Source organism: Pyramidobacter sp. YE332 (genome assembly GCF_033060595.1).
GTDB lineage: Bacteria > Synergistota > Synergistia > Synergistales > Dethiosulfovibrionaceae > Pyramidobacter.
On record NZ_CP133038.1, the window covers coordinates 663,299 to 680,264 of the forward strand.

General features: G+C 62.1%; 18 protein-coding genes. 4 read left to right on the forward strand and 14 right to left on the reverse strand.

The genetic code is table 11. The features are described 5' to 3' along the window. Positions 1-15 precede the first annotated feature (15 nt). The 10 genes from hisF to RAH42_RS03070 form a co-directional block, all read right to left on the reverse strand. A complete protein-coding gene (gene hisF, locus RAH42_RS03025; RefSeq protein ID WP_308559567.1) occupies positions 16-774 on the reverse strand; it encodes an imidazole glycerol phosphate synthase subunit HisF in 759 nt (252 codons plus the stop codon). Then, positions 771-1,484 (reverse strand): 1-(5-phosphoribosyl)-5-[(5-phosphoribosylamino)methylideneamino]imidazole-4-carboxamide isomerase, encoded by a 714-nt coding sequence (gene hisA, locus RAH42_RS03030; RefSeq protein ID WP_308559565.1) that lies wholly within the window; start codon positions 1,482-1,484, stop codon positions 771-773. The genes hisF and hisA overlap by 4 nt, the downstream gene beginning before the upstream one ends. Beyond that, positions 1,478-2,101, reverse strand: coding sequence for an imidazole glycerol phosphate synthase subunit HisH (gene hisH, locus RAH42_RS03035; protein WP_317539946.1), 624 nt, complete (start codon positions 2,099-2,101; stop codon positions 1,478-1,480). Before hisH ends, hisA begins: the two co-directional genes overlap by 7 nt. 1 nt (position 2,102) lies before the next feature. Beyond that, positions 2,103-2,690, reverse strand: a complete 588-nt coding sequence (gene hisB / locus RAH42_RS03040; protein ID WP_317539947.1) for an imidazoleglycerol-phosphate dehydratase HisB — start codon at positions 2,688-2,690, stop codon at positions 2,103-2,105. Further along, complete coding sequence (gene hisC / locus RAH42_RS03045) at positions 2,691-3,752, reverse strand: histidinol-phosphate transaminase (RefSeq protein WP_317539948.1); 1,062 nt, start codon at positions 3,750-3,752, stop codon at positions 2,691-2,693. Further along, complete coding sequence (gene hisD / locus RAH42_RS03050; protein WP_317539949.1) at positions 3,749-5,029, reverse strand: histidinol dehydrogenase; 1,281 nt, start codon at positions 5,027-5,029, stop codon at positions 3,749-3,751. The genes hisC and hisD overlap by 4 nt, the downstream gene beginning before the upstream one ends. Further along, positions 5,026-5,655 (reverse strand): ATP phosphoribosyltransferase, encoded by a 630-nt coding sequence (gene hisG / locus RAH42_RS03055; RefSeq protein WP_302295116.1) that lies wholly within the window; start codon positions 5,653-5,655, stop codon positions 5,026-5,028. The genes hisD and hisG overlap by 4 nt, the downstream gene beginning before the upstream one ends. Then, positions 5,648-6,781 carry an ATP phosphoribosyltransferase regulatory subunit gene (locus RAH42_RS03060; RefSeq protein WP_302295097.1) on the reverse strand — a complete coding sequence of 378 codons (1,134 nt, stop codon included), beginning with the start codon at positions 6,779-6,781 and terminating at the stop codon, positions 5,648-5,650. The genes hisG and RAH42_RS03060 overlap by 8 nt, the downstream gene beginning before the upstream one ends. Positions 6,782-6,895: 114 nt before the next feature. Beyond that, on the reverse strand, positions 6,896-7,243 hold the full coding sequence (locus RAH42_RS03065; protein WP_205948259.1) for a hypothetical protein: 348 nt from the start codon (positions 7,241-7,243) through the stop codon (positions 6,896-6,898). A gap of 142 nt (positions 7,244-7,385) precedes the next feature. After that, positions 7,386-8,603 carry an argininosuccinate synthase gene (locus RAH42_RS03070; RefSeq protein ID WP_078015607.1) on the reverse strand — a complete coding sequence of 406 codons (1,218 nt, stop codon included), beginning with the start codon at positions 8,601-8,603 and terminating at the stop codon, positions 7,386-7,388. Between the two features lie 537 nt (positions 8,604-9,140). Here RAH42_RS03070 and RAH42_RS03075 point away from each other — a divergent pair. Then, complete coding sequence (locus RAH42_RS03075) at positions 9,141-9,890, forward strand: transporter substrate-binding domain-containing protein (protein WP_317539950.1); 750 nt, start codon at positions 9,141-9,143, stop codon at positions 9,888-9,890. A 620-nt stretch (positions 9,891-10,510) separates the two neighbouring features. Here RAH42_RS03075 and RAH42_RS03080 read toward each other — a convergent pair. Then, on the reverse strand, positions 10,511-11,143 hold the full coding sequence (locus RAH42_RS03080; protein ID WP_078015605.1) for a flavodoxin: 633 nt from the start codon (positions 11,141-11,143) through the stop codon (positions 10,511-10,513). A gap of 260 nt (positions 11,144-11,403) precedes the next feature. On the opposite strand from RAH42_RS03080, the gene RAH42_RS03085 reads away from it, so the two are divergent. Further along, entirely contained in the window at positions 11,404-12,378 is a 975-nt protein-coding gene (locus RAH42_RS03085) for a D-2-hydroxyacid dehydrogenase (RefSeq protein WP_078015674.1), read from the forward strand. Between the two features lie 81 nt (positions 12,379-12,459). Here RAH42_RS03085 and RAH42_RS03090 read toward each other — a convergent pair whose 3' ends face one another. Then, complete coding sequence (locus RAH42_RS03090) at positions 12,460-12,741, reverse strand: hypothetical protein (protein WP_317539951.1); 282 nt, start codon at positions 12,739-12,741, stop codon at positions 12,460-12,462. On the opposite strand from RAH42_RS03090, the gene RAH42_RS03095 reads away from it, so the two are divergent. Further along, positions 12,740-13,285: a phosphohydrolase gene (locus tag RAH42_RS03095; RefSeq protein WP_078015604.1), complete on the forward strand. Its 546-nt coding sequence runs from the start codon at positions 12,740-12,742 to the stop codon at positions 13,283-13,285. The two genes, RAH42_RS03090 and RAH42_RS03095, sit on opposite strands and share 2 nt — an antisense overlap. Positions 13,286-13,607: 322 nt before the next feature. Next, positions 13,608-14,636, forward strand: a complete 1,029-nt coding sequence (locus RAH42_RS03100) for an alpha-hydroxy-acid oxidizing protein (RefSeq protein WP_317539952.1) — start codon at positions 13,608-13,610, stop codon at positions 14,634-14,636. 145 nt (positions 14,637-14,781) lie between these two features. Here the strand turns inward: RAH42_RS03100 and RAH42_RS03105 are convergent, their stop codons facing one another. Then, positions 14,782-15,678: an isocitrate lyase/PEP mutase family protein gene (locus tag RAH42_RS03105; RefSeq protein ID WP_078015602.1), complete on the reverse strand. Its 897-nt coding sequence runs from the start codon at positions 15,676-15,678 to the stop codon at positions 14,782-14,784. Positions 15,679-15,799: 121 nt separating this feature from the next. Continuing rightward, complete coding sequence (locus RAH42_RS03110; protein ID WP_078015601.1) at positions 15,800-16,966, reverse strand: amidohydrolase family protein; 1,167 nt, start codon at positions 16,964-16,966, stop codon at positions 15,800-15,802.

The following is a 16,966-nucleotide window of genomic DNA, read 5'->3' on the forward strand; positions in this document are numbered from 1 at the left end:
TCGTCCTTTTCTCAGTCAAAGCCTGACGGGAATGCGGTTTCGGGCCATTTCCGCCTTGAGGTCGGCGATCTTCACCTCGCCGAAATGGAAGATGGACGCCGCCAGCCCGGCGTCGACCTGGGGCAACGTTTTGAACAGCGTGATGAAGTCGCCGATGCTGCCGGCGCCGCCGGAAGCGATCACGGGCACCGATACGGCTTCGCAGACGGCGGCGAGCATTTCCAGATCGAATCCCTTTTTCACGCCGTCGGTGTCGATGGAGTTGACCACCACTTCGCCGGCGCCGTCGCCGACGCAGCGCTTGATCCATGCGATGGCGTCCATGCCGGTATCGTCGCGCCCGCCGCGGGCGAACACGTGAAAAGCGCCGTCCACGCGTTTGACGTCGACGGAGAGCACGACGCACTGGTCGCCGTACAGTGCCGCCGCTTCGCGGATCAGTTGCGGGCGCGCGATGGCGCCGCTGTTGACGCTGACTTTGTCGGCGCCGCAGGAGAGCACGCGTTCGAAGTCAGCCACGTCACTGATGCCGCCGCCGACGGTGAGCGGGATGAAAACGCGGCGCGCCGTCTCGCGCAGGATTTCCGTGAAAAGCCTGCGCCCCTCCGACGACGCGGTGATGTCGTAAAACACCAGCTCGTCGGCACCGCAGGAACTGTAGAATTGCGCCAGATCGGGCGGCGACGACACGTCGTGAAGGCCCGCAAAGTTGACGCCCTTGACGACGCGCCCGTCCTTGACGTCGAGACAAGGGATGATCCGTTTGGTAATCATTGGGCCACCTCGATCGCTGCCGCGATGGAAATCGCTCTCGTGTAACAGGCCTTGCCGATGATCGCGCCGTACAGCCCCAGCGCGGCCAGCCGCTTGACGTCGTCCAGCGACGAGACGCCGCCGGAGGCGATGATCCGCATTTTCAGTTCGGTCGAAAGAGTTTTGTACAGCGCCACGTTCGTCCCCTGCATCATGCCGTCCCGGGAGATGTCGGTGCAGATCAGCGTGGAAACGCCGTCGGACTGCATGCGCCGACAGAACTCGAAGGCTTTCAGCGGCGATTTTTCCGTCCAGCCTTTGACGGCTGCGAAGCCGTCTTTGATGTCCACGCCCACGGCGATGCGCTCGCTGTATCGTGCGACGGCCCGGGGCGCGAAATGCGCCTGCGTCGCCGCGGCCGTGCCGAGGATGACGCGGTCGACGCCGGCGTCCAGATACGCGGCGATCGCGTCCATGCTGCGGATGCCGCCGCCCACCTGACAGAAGAGGCCGGAAGCGTTTTTGACGGCGACGATCGTCTCGAGGTTGGGCGTGCCGCCGCTTCGGGCGCCTTCGAGGTCGACCAGATGGATCTGTCTCGCCCCCTGGGCGGCGAAGTCGGTAGCGACGGCTTCGGGGCGGTCGCTGTAGACGGTCATTCGCGCGTAATCGCCGCGCTGCAGCCGCACCGCTTTGCCGGCGTAAAGGTCGATGGCCGGATAGATCAGCATGAGGGGCCTCCCAGCTCGCAGAAAGCGCGCAGGATGCCGAGGCCGACGGAGCCGCTCTTTTCGGGGTGGAACTGGCAGCCGAACACGTTGTCCCGCGCGACCGCCGCTGTCAGCCAGGCGCCGTATTCGGTCTCGGCCGTGACGTAATCGTCGCAGCCCCGCGCGGCGAACGAGTGTACGAAGTAGACGCAGTCGCCTTCCGTGACGTACTTGAACAGCGGCGTCGGTTTTCTGAACCTCAGCGCGTTCCAGCCGATGTGGGGGATCTTCAGTCCCGGCGGGACCGCTTCGGCGATGGCGCGTACTTCGCCGGGGATCAGGCCGAGCCCGGCGTGTTTGCCGTACTCGAAACCTGTGTCGAACAACAGCTGCATGCCCAGACAGATGCCCAAAAGCGGCTTGCCGGCCGCGGCCTCGTCCCGCAGAGGGCGGTCGAGCCCCGAGGCGCGCAGTTTTTCGGCCGCGTCGCCGAAAGCGCCGACGCCGGGCAGGATGATCTTCTCCGCGCGGCGCAGTTCAGCCGCGTCGGAGGTGACGGTCACCGCTGCGCCGAGAGCCGCGAAGGAACTGCGCAGCGAAAAGAGGTTGCCCACGCCGTAATCGACGATGGCGATCACTTCAGAGCACCCCCTTGGTGGACGGGATCTCGTCGGCGCAATCGGCTTCGATGGCGACGGCCTGACGCAGGCTGCGGGCCGCCGCCTTGAAGGCGCCCTCGATGATGTGGTGCGAGTTGCCGCCGGCCAGCCGGCGCAGATGCAGGGAACAGCCGGCGCAGCGCGCGAAAGCCTGCCAGAATTCCTGCACCAGCTCGGTGTCGAAGGTGCCGACCTTTTGCGCACGGATCGGCAGGTCGTAACCGAGGCACGCACGCCCGGAAAAATCCACGGCGGCGAGGATCAGAGCTTCGTCCATGGGCAGGATACAGAACCCGTAGCGCGAGATGCCGCGCTTTTCGCCAAGCGCCTGCGCGAAGGCCCGACCGAGACAGATGCCGATGTCCTCGACGCTGTGATGGTCGTCTACGCTCGTGTCGCCGCGGCAGGTCAGCTTCAGATCGAAACGGCCGTGCCGCGCCAGCAGCGTCAGCATGTGGTCCAGAAAGCCCACGCCGCTGTCGATCTCGCTTTGCCCCGTGCCGTCGAGTTCCAGCCTCAGGACGATGTCGGTCTCGGCTGTCTGGCGGATGATTTCGGCCTGACGCATTCAGCATTCCTCCAAAATGGTCCCAAGAGTGTCCAGCAGACGGTTCATCTGCTCGCGGCTGCCGATGGTGATGCGGTTGTGCCGGGCCAGCAGCGGCGCGTCGAAATGGCGCACGAGGATGCCGCGGGCGCGCAGTTCCTCGTAGAGCTTGCGACCGTCGATTTTGGGGTGGCGGGGAAACACGAAATTGGCCTTCGAGTCGCCGAGTTCAAAACCCATTTCGCGCAGCGCGGCGGTGACGATTTCGCGTGTCTCCATGACGGCGCGGCAGTTGGCGCGCGTGTATTCCTCGTCTTCCAGCGCGCCGATGCCGGCGGCCATGGTCATGCCGTTGACGTTGTAGGGATTGGTGGCGTATTTGACCGCGTTCAGGTCGGCGATCAGCGCCTTGCACGCGGCGCCGAAGCCGAGGCGGGCTCCGGCCATGGAGCGCGACTTGGAAAACGTCATGGTCACGAGCAGATTGTCGTACTTGTGGATCAGCGGCAGCGCGCTTTCGCCGCCGAAGTCGACATAGGCCTCGTCGACGACGACGACGCTGTCGGGATTGCCCTTGACGAGGCGCTCGACGTCGGCGAGCGGCAGGGCCAGCCCCGTGGGAGCGTTGGGATTGGCGATGAAGATGGTTTTGTTCAGACCGACGTAGTTGTTCACGTTCACGGAAAAGTCTTCGCGCAGCGGGATCTCCTCGTACGGCACGCCGTTCAGCGCTGCGAAGACCTTGTAAAAACCGTAGGTGACGTTGGGGAAGGCGGCGGGATGGTCAGCGTCGCAGAAGGCCATGAAGGCAAAGTTGAGGATCTCGTCGGAACCGTTGGTGCACAGGATCTCTTCGGGCGCGAGATGGTAGACCTCGGCCAGTTTCGCGTTCAAGGCGCGGCACTCGGGGTCGGAGTAGAGGTTCAGCCGGCGCGCGGCCTCCGCGGCGGCGCGGAGGGCCTGCGAAGAGGGCGGGAAAGGCGATTCGTTCGTGTTCAGCTTGATGAACTCCTGGCTGCGCGGCTGTTCGCCCGGCACATAGGGAACCAGCCCGGCGTATTTGCTGCTGAAAAAGCGGCTCATTGTTTTTCCTCCGTTCTGCACAGGACGCTGCGGGCGTGCCCCGTCAGCCCCTCCTGGCGCGCGAAGCCGGCAACGTCCGGCGCCGCTTTGCGCAGAGCGTCGCGCGTGTAATAGATGTACTGCGATTTCTTCACAAAGTCGTCCACCGACAGCGGGCTTGAAAAACGCGCCGTGCCGCTCGTGGGCAGGGTGTGGTTGGGGCCGGCGAAATAATCGCCCAGCGCCTCGGGACAGTGGCGGCCGAGAAACACCGAACCGGCGTGACGGATGCCGTCAAGATAGTCGAACGGAGCGTCGACGCACAGCTCCAGGTGTTCCGGCGCGATCGCGTTGGCGATCTCGACGGCTTTCGCCAGCGTGTCGGCGACGATGATCTTGCCGTTGTTCTCGATGGCGGCGCGGGCGATCTCGCTCCGCTCCAGTTTGGGGAGCTGACGCTCGATCTCGGCCTGAACGGCCCGGGCCAGCGCCATGGAATCCGTGATCAGCACGGCGCTGGCCATTGTGTCGTGCTCGGCCTGCGCGAGCAGATCGGCGGCGCACCAGCGCGGATTGGTTTGGCCGTCGGCGATGACGAGAATCTCGCTGGGGCCGGCGATCATGTCGATGGAGACGGCGCCGAAGACCTGTTTCTTCGCTTCGGCGACGAACGCGTTGCCGGGACCGACGATCTTGTCCACGCGCGGCACGCTTTCCGTGCCGTAAGCCAAAGCGGCGATGGCCTGAGCGCCGCCGCTCTTGAAGATTCGGTCGGCTCCGGCGACGCGGGCGGCGGCGAGGATGGCGGGATCGACCGAACCGTCCCGGCGCGGCGGCGTCGTCATGATGATCTCGCGCACGCCGGCGATCTTGGCGGGAATGAGATCCATCAGCACCGTCGAAGGGTAGGCGGCCGTGCCGCCGGGCACGTAAACGCCGGCGCGGTCCATGGGAATAACCTTCTGGCCGACGACGACGCCTGGCTCGTCGTTGATGATAAAGCCGTTCCTGAGCTGGCGCGAATGAAAGGCGCGGATGTTGCCTGCCGCCTTCTCGAGGATGCCGATAAACTCCGGCGCGACCTGCGCCACGGCGGCCTCGATCTCCGCCGGCGTCACCGCCAACGCCTCGAGTCTGGCGCCGTCGAATTTCTCGGCGTATTTCTTCAGCGCCGCGTCGCCGTTTTCCCGCACGTCGGCGATGATCTCGGCCACGACGTCCCCGACGTCCGCGGCGGGGATGGCGCGCGCGAGGATATCCCCGTCGGCGACCTCGCCGCATTTCAATATTCTGATCATTGTTCTGCCTCCGTCATGGCGGTCATGGCCCGCATGATCTCCAAGATCTGTCCGTTTTTGAATTTGAAGCTCGCCTTGTTGGCGATAAGCCGCGCGCTGATGGGCACGACCGTGTCGAGCACGCGCAGATGGTTTTCCTTCAGCGTCGTGCCCGTTTCGACGATGTCGACGATCACGTCGGAAAGACCGAGGATCGGCGCCAGCTCCACCGAGCCGTTGATGCGGATGATGTCGATGTCGCGCCCTTTGGCGGCGTAATAGTTCTGGGCGATGTGCACGAACTTGCTGGCGACGCGCAGCGTGCGGTCGGGGTTGTCGCGGAAGTCCGCCCGCGCGGCGACGGCCATGCGGCAGACGCCGGTATGGAGGTCGAGCAGCTCGTAAACGTCGGGCTCGTTTTCGAGCAGGATGTCCTTGCCTGCCGCGCCGAGGTCGGCTGCTCCCCGCTCCACGTAAATGGCGACGTCGGAGGGCTTGACCCAGAAGTAGCGCACGCCCTTGTGCGGGTTTTCGAAAATCAGACGGCGCCCCGGCTCGAGCACGCCGCCGCATTCCAGCCCGGCCCGCGCGAACATGGCGTAGACCCGCTCGCCCAGGCGTCCCTTGGGCAGTGCCACGTTAAGCATGTTCAAGGAGCTTCGCCTCGTTCCCTTCAAGTCTCATCAGCTGCCTGAACTTGATGCCCTCGGGCAGTTCCTTTTGGGCCATGACGCTGTGTCCGCCGGACGTCAGCTTGGCCGCGGCGGCGCGCAGCGCGCGGGGATCGTCGCGGCGGTCGTAGAGAAGGAGCGTGTCCACGTCGTAGGCGCGTTCGGCGTGGTCGAGCCGTTCGAGCAGGTCCAGATAAATGGCGAAACCGATAGCGCCCGACTGGTGCTTCATCTTGCGCATGAGTCGATCGTACTGGCCGCCGGAAAGGACGCCCGTCGGCACGCCTTCGACGAAGCCGCGGAAGACGATGCCGTTGTAGTAATTGAGGTCGTTGGCGACGGAGAAGTCCACGCGCAGCATGTCCTCGAGGTCAGTCCCTTTGAACTGTACGACGATGCGTTCCAGCTCGTCCAGCTGTTCGGCAAGCCGCGCGCTGCCGGAACGGCTCAGCAGGGCGCGCAGCTTCGGCATGGCCGCGGCCGGACGGTCGCAGAGCGACACCAGCCGGCGGAGGGCGGCGGCCTTGTTCTCCTCGACGCCGGACTGAGCGCAGATCAGGCTCAGCTCGTGCACGTTTTTTTCGTTGATGCACTTGAGGACGGCGCGGCGGACGTTTTCGGAAAAGGAGAAGTCGTCGATGATGGCGGCGATGATGCCAAGATGAGCGACATCGAGCACGCAGCGCGGCGAGATGCAGCGCAGACTTTCGGCGGCGAGCGTCAGCACTTCGCCGATACAGTACGCGTCGATGGCGCCCACGCACTCCAGACCGACCTGCATGATCTCTTTGAACGTGCGGGTCTTCTGCGAGACGCGGTAGACGTTCTCGTTGTAGAAGAGTTTCTGGACGACGCCGGGCTCGTCTTTGATGTGGCGGATGATGGAGAGCGTCACGTCGGGTTTGAGAGCCATCAGGCGCCCGTTCGTGTCCGTAAAGGTGATGACGCTGTCGCTGACGAGGAAATCCTTGTTGCGCACGTACAGATCGTACTCCTCGAACTTGCTCATTTTGTAATAGGAGTAGCCGTATTTCGAGTAAAGCGAGCGCAGCGCGAAAATGGCGCGCTCGTCGTACTTGAGGGAATTCGAGTCGATGTTCATTCTTTCACCGCTTTTCCCGCCCGAGCCGCGCCAAGTCGGTCGGTAAGTTCTGAGCTGAGGTAAGTCATGGGGAACCGTTCCGTCCTTCCGGGAAAATTTACGAATGGCATGTTATCACTTTACCATGATAAAGTCAAGAAGCCTCGGCGGATTAAAAAAAGCAGCCTGCCCGAAAGCAGACTGCGAAAAAATCACCGCGAGCGGTACAGTTCCGACTCGACCGGTTCGAGCCATTCGGTGGCTGTCTCCTCGCCGGGGACTTCCACGGAAACGTGCGAGAACCAGCCGTCCCGCGCCGTGCCGGTGCTTGACGTTTGGGGGGATGACGACGACCTGGCCGGGCGTCAGTTCGGCGGGGTCTTTGCCTTCCTCCTGGTACCAGCCGCGCCCGGCGGTTTGTTTTTTCATTGGTGCCTCCTGTGCCGACTGAATTCGAGCCTTGCCGACCCGTGAGTCGATCATACGCTTCCATTCGAAGAAGTCGAATGTCTTTGTTCAATAGGCCGCTATGCCCGCGGCACATGGCGGCGAAAATTTTTTCGGCGCCGATCCGCGTTTTCTCCGGATCTTGTCCCCCGCGCCCGGCGGCAATGGCCCCGGAACGCTACAGACGGCCCTGTTCGCGCAGCGCCTGCACCTTCACGGGCAGTCCCCAGAGGTTGATGAAGCCGGCCGCCTGTGCCTGATCGTAATCGCTCTCGCCGAAGGTGACCAGCTTTTCGGAATACAGCGAATACGGCGAGGTCGTTCCGGCCGGGATGATGTTGCCCTTGTACAGCTTGAGTTTGACCGAGCCGGTCACGTATTTGTTCGCTTCGTCGGCGAACGCCGTCAGCGCCTCCTGCAGCGGCGTGTACCACTTGCCGTTGTAAATGAGGTCGGCGAAATCGACGGCCAGCTTCTGCTTGACGTGCAGCGTGTCCTTGTCCACCGTGATCATTTCCAGCTGCTCGTGCGCAAAATAAAGGATGCTCCCGCCCGGCGTCTCGTAAATGCCGCGATCCTTCATGCCGACCAGGCGGTTCTCGACGATGTCGGTAATGCCGATGCCGTTCTTGCCTCCGGCCTCGTTCAGCTTCCTGATGATGTCCGACGCCTTCATCTTCTCGCCGTTGAACGCCGTCGGCGCGCCGGCCTCGAAGTCGACGCTGACGTATTCCGGCGCGTCCGGGGCCTGCATCGGCGAAACGCTCATCTCGAGGAACCCCGGCTTGTCGTATTGCGGCTCGTTGGCGGGATCTTCGAGGTCGAGGCCCTCGTGGCTCAGGTGCCACAGGTTCTTGTCCTTCGAGTAGTTCGTCTCGCGCGAGATCCGCAGCGGCACGTGATGCGCCTCGGCGTAGTCGATCTCCTCGTCGCGGGATTTGATGTCCCACTCGCGCCAGGGCGCGATGATCGGCATGTCCGGCGCGAAACGTTTGATGGCGAGCTCGAAGCGGACCTGGTCGTTCCCTTTGCCCGTCGCGCCGTGGCAGATCGCGTCGGCTCCTTCCGCCAGCGCGATCTCGGCGAGCTTCTTGCCGATCACCGGGCGCGCGAAGGCGGTGCCGAGCAGATACTTTTCGTATTTTGCCCCCATCTTCAGCGCCGGGATGATGATCCCGTCCACCATTTCGTCGACGAGGTCGGCCACGATCAACTTGGCGGCGCCGGTTTTGATGGCTTTTTCCTCCAACCCTTCCAGCTCGTCGCCCTGTCCGACGTCGCCCGAAACGGCAATGATCTCGGGATTGTCGTAGTTCTCCTTCAGCCAGGGGATGATGATCGAGGTGTCGAGGCCGCCTGAGTACGCCAATACGATTTTTCTGATGCTCTTCTTCATGGATCGTTCCTCCCTATCTGTGTGGTTTTTGGGGCGGCGCGCAAATGTGCCGTCCTGCACGGGAACCAGCCGCCCAGTTTTCTTCGTTCGTTCGATTCGCCGTCGGGACGACGTTCTGCGTCGCGGCCGACGCGTCATCCCGTTTTGCCTCCTTCCTTTGCCGAGCATGGGCCACCGCGTGCGACCCGCAGGTCTTAAAATATGAGTTGATATTGTCGTGTGTTACTATACCATAATTTATTTTCTGGTCAATATCGAATTTTCATCGAGATGTAATAAATGAACTTATATTTATTATCGTCCGCCGTTTCATGCGCAATGAGCGCGGGACGCCAACGCCGCATCGTTTTTTTCAGCGAACGGATACGCCTTTCATGCCGAAGATTTCAACGTTTTGCTCCGGAATCTCCGAGACTCGAAACGGAAGTAAATAATTATTCATTATCTATTGACAAATAAACTTTGATGGATTATGATCTGATTCAAGGTTAGTTTATAACCTGTGATAAAATAAACTGTATTTTAGGAGGTAACAGCATGTGGAAACGTATTCTTGGAGGGGCCGCTTTGTCCGTTCTGGCCGCCACGGCGGCTTTCGCCGCTTCGGCAATGGACAAGGAGACGCTGATCGTCGGCACGTCCGGCGCCTATCCGCCGTATGAGTTTCATGGGCAGTCCGGCGACTTGGTCGGATTTGATATCGACATGACCGAAGCCATCGCCAAAAAGCTGGGCAAAAAATTGCAGTGGCTCGATATGCCCTTTGATTCGCTGCTTCCGTCGCTGATGGCCGACAAGATCGACCTGGTCTCGGCCGGCCTTTCGGCGACGCCGGAGCGCGCCAAGCGCGTCAGCTTTTCGTCGCCTTACGAGATTTCCTACAGTGCTTTCATCACTCGCGTCGACTATCAGCCCAAGAGCACCGACGATCTGGCCGGCAAGACCGTAGCCGTACAGATCGGCACTGTGCAGGAGACCTTTGCGCGCGCTCTCGGCAACGTCGAAGTCAAGACGTATCAGAAATTCGACGAGTGCGTGCGCGAAGTGGCGCTGGGGCGTGTCGACGCGACCTTCATGGACATTCCCGCCGCCAAGGCCTACGTCAAGGCCAAGGATTTCGACGGCAAGATCACCATCGCCTTCAACAAGCAGATTACCGGCGCCGACAAGGCGATCGCCATCTCCAAGGAAAATGTGGAACTGACGGCCGCCGTGAGCCGGATCATTGAGGAAATGGACAAAAACGGCGAACTTCAGGCCCTGCGCGACAAGTGGTTCAACGAGTGAACGAACGGGATGTTCCACGTGGAACATCCCGCGGACAAAAAGACATCGGGGTGTCCGCACGGTCATCGTGCGGGACACCCCGATGTCTTTTTGGGCGGGTTCCTCGCGGTTCAGAGTGGGGAACAGAAGAAAGCGAGAAGGACGTTTCCTGCGACAAGAGACTGCTTTTTTGAGAAATCCACGCGTCGCGCCAGTCGAAACAGAGCGGCGCAGTTCGGCTGCAATTTGCCGCAGACAAGGTAGATCATGGTCTTGAAATATTCAAGGTTACCGAATCCCCCTCGCGCAGCGCTTGATATCCTGGATGACGCTGTTCAAGTCTCCAATCATCGCGTTGGTGCGGCGGATGTCAAAGGAGTCGAGGATCTCGTCCGCAGAGGCGTCGATAGTATATAGATTGTATTGAAGAGGGATTCCGGCTCGAGGCAGCGCATTACGCGGGCCGGTAGATTGTCGCCAGGTTCGAGCGATCGACCTGATGAATTGCTCCGCGGCGCCGCGCTGGATATTACCAGACGGGGAACTGGGGGATGTTTTTCGCGCAGGAGGTTGGGCCGAGGGCAGGTGCAGGTCAGGCCGCCGTCCGCGCTGTTTTTGCCGCGGACGGCGGCCCTTCGTCGTTACCGCCGGCCGGTCATCGCTCCGACGTCTTCGAGCCAGGCGTCGATGGAGCTTGGCACGTTGCAGAGATGACCGTCGCGGATGTCGGCTTTGGGGGCTGACGCCCGCAGGCTCTCGACGCTCTTCTGGATCGAACTGCCGCCGCTGGTGGCAAAGGGCAGGATGGTTTTGCCATCGAGGTTGTGGGCGTCGAGGAAGGAGCGGATGGGCATCGGCTCCACGAACCACCAGATCGGATAGCCCAGCAGGATCAGGTCGTAGTCTCCGATGTCGGGGACGGAGGCGGTCAATTTGGGACGGATGTTTTCGGCTTTTTCCTTTTTGGCCTGAGCCACGGTGTCGCTGTAACCGGCGGGGTAGGGCGTTTCGGTGCGGATCTCGAAGATATCGCCGCCGATTTTTTCATGAATGGCGCGGGCTGCCGTGCGCGTGTTGCCGCCCCAGGAGAAATACGCGACGAGAATTTTCTTGCCGTTTTTGGCGGTTGAACCGAGCACGTCTTTTTCCGCGGCGGTGGCGTCTACGCGCGCGCGGCTCGTGTTCAGCCAGCCGACGACGGACTCCCATTTCCACGCGGCGCCGCCGGCGGCAACGAGCAGCAACGCCAGCAGGGCCATCATCAGTTTTCTCATCGGGATCACCTCGTTCGCAGGATCGCGGCCTTATGGACCGCTGTGATGATGTCATCACTATAACACATGGACTGGGCTTTATGGCGAGGGGAATTTTGCATGCTGCCGTCTTTTGAGCGGCGCTTCTTTTTGCGGGGCGCTCCTGCTAAAATGATCTTGGAACGTCGGCAGGCGTTTTCGGCGTGCGGAAGGAAAGCCGCTGCCGCAGCGGCCTCAACAAAGTGAAAAAACGGCACGCACACATCAAGGGAGTGACCAAAATGAGCAAGACAACGAAAAAGATCCTCGTCACCGTGATGCCCGTCACGGAAGAACACAAGATGTGGCTGGAGGAGCGGGCCGGGGGCGGAAATTTCGACTGCCGGTTCGTCTATCAGGAAGGCGGTCTGAGCGCCACCGATCTGGAAGACGTGAACGTCGTCATCGGCAACCTGCCGCCGGAACTGGCCAAAGGCGCGCCGAAGCTCGAATGGCTGCAGCTCAATTCCGCCGGCGCCGATCCCTACGCGCAGCCCGGCGCGCTTCCCCCGGGCTGCCGGCTCACCAGCGCTTCGGGCGCTTACGGGCTGACCGTGTCGGAGCACATGCTGGCGCTGACGTTCGCGCTGGTGCGCCGCCTCGAGCAGTACGCCCTCAATCAGACGCGGCGCGAATGGAGCGCGCGCGGCAGCATCATCTCCGTGGAGGGGGCGACGATCCTCGTCCTCGGTCTGGGCGACATCGGCGGCTCTTACGCGCGCAAGGTGCACGCGCTGGGCGCTCACGTCCTCGGCGTGCGCCGCCGCGTCGGCGAGAAGCCGGATTATCTCGACGAACTGCACGCCATCGACGAGCTCGATCGGCTGCTGCCCCGCGCCGATATCGTCGCCATGGTCCTGCCCGGCGGCGCCGCGACGGAACACCTGATGGACGAGCGCCGCCTCGGCCTGATGAAAAAAGGCGCTTTCCTCATCAACGTCGGCCGCGGCAGCGCCGTCGACCCGGAAGCGCTGAAAAAGGCGCTGCGCGCCAAGCATCTCGGCGGCGCGGCCTTGGACGTGACGGAGCCGGAGCCGCTGCCCGCCGGCGACGAGCTGTGGGGGTTCGACAACGTCATCATCACGCCGCACGTGGCCGGATTCTTTTATCTGCCCGAAACGCTGAACCGCATCGTGCGCATCGCCGGGGACAACCTGCGCGCCTGGACGCGCGGCAGACCTCTGAGCCATGTTGTCGACGTGAAAAAAGACGCTTGAACGCAGAACGGCTCGGCCGTTCATGAAATTTTCTTCATGAGCGGCCGAGCCGTCCGTTTTTGCGATCGCGCGGAAAAAGGACTACAGATACGGCATATAACGCCGTCGTCCGTGCCGCTCGCGCCGCAGCGATTCCCTCGTGACCACGTGATTTTCGGCGAGGAATCCGCTGGAGACGGCGCCGGCCGTCAGAAAGTCGTCCATGGTGCGGATGACGCCGAGCGCGACGTCGTCCCCGCGAGGGCCGACGGTGGCCGTCATGTCGCCGGTTCCGACGGCGAACTTCGCTCCCGGTCGTTGAAGTCGGAGCGCGTAAGATGTTATACTGACCTGCACAAGATAAGTGCAAGGAGAATGAAGCATGAGCTATATAACGACGTACGGCGGCATCCATTTCGATCCGCTGGCGCCGCGGCCGGAGCAGATCCTGGCGGAAGACATCGCCCACGCCCTGTCGCTGATTTGCCGCGGCAACGGACACGTGCGGCGCTTTTACTCGGTGGCGCAGCACAGTCTGGCTTGTTCATACGAAGCGGAAGCCCGCGGACTTTCGGCGCGCGTCCGGCTGGCCTGCCTGCTTCACGATGCGGCCGAAGCTTATCTGTCGGACGTGACGCGCCCCGTGAAGACGCTGATGCCGCAGCTTCGCGCCGCTGAAGACCGATTGCTCGACGTCATCTGGCGCAAATTTCTCGACGAGGCGCCGGACGAGAGCGAACAGGCGTTGGTTTTTGAAATCGACGACGACATGCTCAGCTACGAGTTTCACGTTCTCATGCCCGAGGATATTTCCGATCGCTGGCGCAAAATCCGCTGTGCCGTCGATACCCGCTGGGAAGAACCGGCCCGCGCGGCGGCCCGCTTCGAGAAGCGGTTGCGCGAGCTGTGGGCGATGATTTTGGAATAGAATGGGTATCTTTCGAGAGGCGTTTGCGCGGAACGGAAACTGACGCGGCAGAGCGCGGAGAAAGGCGCACGGCATTTTCAATTTGTTTTCGAGCGCCTGTGCCGTCTCTTGCCGAGGACCGCCCCCGAAGCGGTCGAAAAGTTTTCACGGTGGCTGTTTCAAGAAGGCGGGAGACGTGCGCCGGAAACGATTTCTCCGGCAATGCCGAGAACGCTTCTGCACCGTGGACGCCTCTCCCTTTGGGGGCTTGCCTCGTGATGTATAATGACGGCGGGGAAACGGATTTTTGTTCAATATCTTATGGATTGCGGGGGGATTTGTGATGGATTACAAAGAAGTGCTGGAAACGGCGCGCAAAGTTCTGGCGGCCAAGTGCCGCGTCTGTCCGGTGTGCGACGGGCGCGCCTGCCGCGGCGAGGTGCCCGGCGTGGGCGGCAAGGGAACCGGCGCCACGTTCGTGCGCAACGTCGCCGCCCTTGCGGAAGTGAAGCTCGTGCTCGACACGCTCTACGCCGACCGCGGTCAGGACACGAGCTGCGAGTTCTTCGGACGCACGTTCGCCATGCCCGTGTTCGCCGCGCCGATCGGCGGCATGAAACTCAACTACGGCTCCGACATTGGCGAAGCCGCCAACGGCGAACGCGTCGTCAGAGGGGCGCACGCCGCCGGCAGCGCCGCCTTCACCGGCGATTCGCCCGACGAGGCCTTTTACGGTCCGCTGGAGGCGATCAAGGCGCTGGACGGCTGGGGCGTGCCCACCATCAAACCCTGGGCCATGAAGCAGGCGCTTGCGCGCATGGCCGACGCCGTCGCCGCCGGCGTGATGGCCGTGGCCATGGATGTGGACGCCGCCGGCCTGGTCAACGTGAAGCTGCGCGGCGAATCCGTCTATCCCAAGAGCGTCGCCGATCTTCACGCTCTCGTCGAGGCCGCGGGGAAAACGCCGTTCATCGTCAAGGGCATCATGTCCGTCAAGGGCGCGCTGAAAGCGCTCGAAGCCGGCTGCTACGGCATCGTCGTCTCCAACCACGGCGGCCGCGTGCTCGATCACGGCCAGTCCACCGTGGAAGTGCTGCCCGAGATCGCGCAAGCCGTGAACGGCCGCATGAAGGTCTTCGTCGACGGCGGCGTCAGAAGCGGCGTCGACGTCTTCAAAATGCTGGCGCTGGGCGCCGACGCCGTGCTGATCGGACGCCCCGTCACCATGTCGGCCTTCGGCGGCGGAGCCGAGGGCGTGGAGATCTATTTGAAAAAAATCCAGTCCGAGCTGACGGGAACCATGCTCATGACCGGCGCGGCGACGCTTGCCGAGATCGGCCGCGACATGGTGAGCGTGCCCGCGTATTTTTAGGCGAAGCGCGCCGAAGACGGCCGCCGGAAAAAGGCGAAAACGAAAAAAACGAGACAAGGCGATCATAACGAAACGCCCGACGGTTCAGCAGCCGTCGGGCGTTTTTCATGCGGAGTGTTCCGCGTGGAACATTGGCGAACGATCGCTACTCTTCGACTGTGAAGGAGCTGTTTCTCTCGATCCGCGCCTGAAAATCGCTGAAATCGCCGATATGGGTGTAGAGCCCGCGCTCTTTCTGCGTGGCGATGCGGTCGCGGTAGGCTTTGGTGCCGCCGGTCTCGCGCAGGCTCGCGAGCGCGTCGTGCATGGCTTTCATGGAAGCGCGGATCAGCGTCTGCGGGAACTTGACGAGCTTGAACCCCATGTCCGCCAGCTGGTCGACGGTGAAGTCCTCGTTGACGGTGCCTTCGACGATGCTCGTGCAGACGGGAAAGGGCAGGGCGGCGATGCGCTTCATGTCCTCGGCCTTGGGCGGCACGGTGATGAAGATCATGTCCGCTCCGGCGTTACGATAGATCTGGGCGCGGCGCAGCGCCTCGTCGAAGCCGAGCGATTTGGCCGCGTCGGTGCGGGCGATCACGAAGAAATCGGGATTGAGGCGCGCGGCGAACACGGCGCGCAGACGTTCCACCATTTCCTCGGCGCTGACCACGGCCGTGTTGCTGTAATAGGCGCACATCTTCGGGAAAACCTGATCCTCGATCTGGATGCCGGCGATGTCCATGGCCTCGTACTCGCGCACCATGCGGCGGATGGGCAGCGTGCCGCCGTACCCCGTGTCGGCGTCGACGATCATCGGGATCGTCGTAGCGCCGAGGATGTTGAGAAAGTTGTTGCGCAGTTCGCCGTAGGAGAGGATGCCCACGTCGGCGCTGCCCAGCTCGAGGTTGGACATGGACGACCCGCTGACGACCACGGCCTCGAAGCCGGCGTCCTCCACCATGCGGGCGCCAAGCGCGTCGCCTGCGGCCGGTGCGACGACGACCCGATTGTTTCTGAAGAGATCGCGCAAGACCGCGGCTCGTGATTTTTTACTGTACATAGAGGGATTCCTCCTTGGACGATCAGATGTGATGCATGTGAAATAAAATCGGCCCTTTCAGGCTCCGTCGCGAATCTGAAAGGGCCTTTTGTTTTTTTCGCCGCGTGCGGCAAAGCGCGGATCAGTCCCTCTGCCCGTAGAGTTTCAGCGCGTTCTCGCTCAGCACCATGCGGGCGCTTTCTTTTGCCTGACGTTCGGAGAGCAGACCGTCTTCCGTGAACTGCCTCATGACGCGCGTCAGCGCTTTCTTGGCGATGAAAGCGGCGATCCAGACCATTTCGGCGTACCAGTGCTGTCCCGTGCCGAGCATGATCTTGTCGTGCGGCGTGATCGAAAGCGCGTCTTCGAGGCAGCGCGCAAACAACAGCGGCTGCCAGGGCAGCGTCTGGCTCAGGTCGAGGTACACGTTGGGGAAGTTGCAGGCCATGATGGCGGCGTTGCGCGTGAAGGGAAAACTCTGATGCAGGAAAACGATTTTTGCGTGGAAGAAACGTTTTTCCTTGAGGAACGGCGCCATCAGGATCGGATCAACCTGATAGAAGTCAGTACGATTTTTGAATCCCGTGCTGCCGGAATGAAGATGCAGCGGCACGTTCAAATCCTGACAGATCGTGAGAATATGAGGGAACATAGCGTGATAAACCGTGTCGACGGCTTCCTTTTTGCCGGATTTCGCGGCGTCGAAGGATTTTTCCGCATCCTGCGCTGTTATGTCGCGCACGGCCATGCCGCCGAACTTTTCGCCGATATGCCCTTTGAGTCCGGCAAACCCCTGCCGAGCCGCGTCGTTGATGCTCTGCAGCACTTGATCCAACAGCGCTTTGTAAGAATCCGCCGTTTGAAGTTGTTCGCTGAAGACATTTTCGTACTGAAACAGGCGGTTCACGCGGCAGGGAAAGCACATCGTGTCGTGGTGCCCCATGGGCAGCTCGCAGTCGAGCGTGCAGCCGCAGACCTTTTGGTCGGCGTAGAGCATGCGCGTGTAGCGGCGCAGGTCCTCCGGCGTTTTCGTGCGGCTGTTGCGGAAGGCTACGACGCCTTGCAGCGACTCCTCGCAGCCGAAGCGGTGCGACATGGCGTGAACCAGCGTCCGTACGACGCTCTGGTACGGCATGTGACTGAACGCCGCGGCGGACGGGCAGGGACGCCCCGCGTCGTCTTCGGCATCACGCACGCCGTGATAGTAATTGAGCGCGAACTCTTCGGCCGTGACGGATGTCCTGTCCATAAACAGACGGTGCGTGTGATTGTCATAAAAAGCTTCGTGGCTGAAGTCGAAATCTGCCAT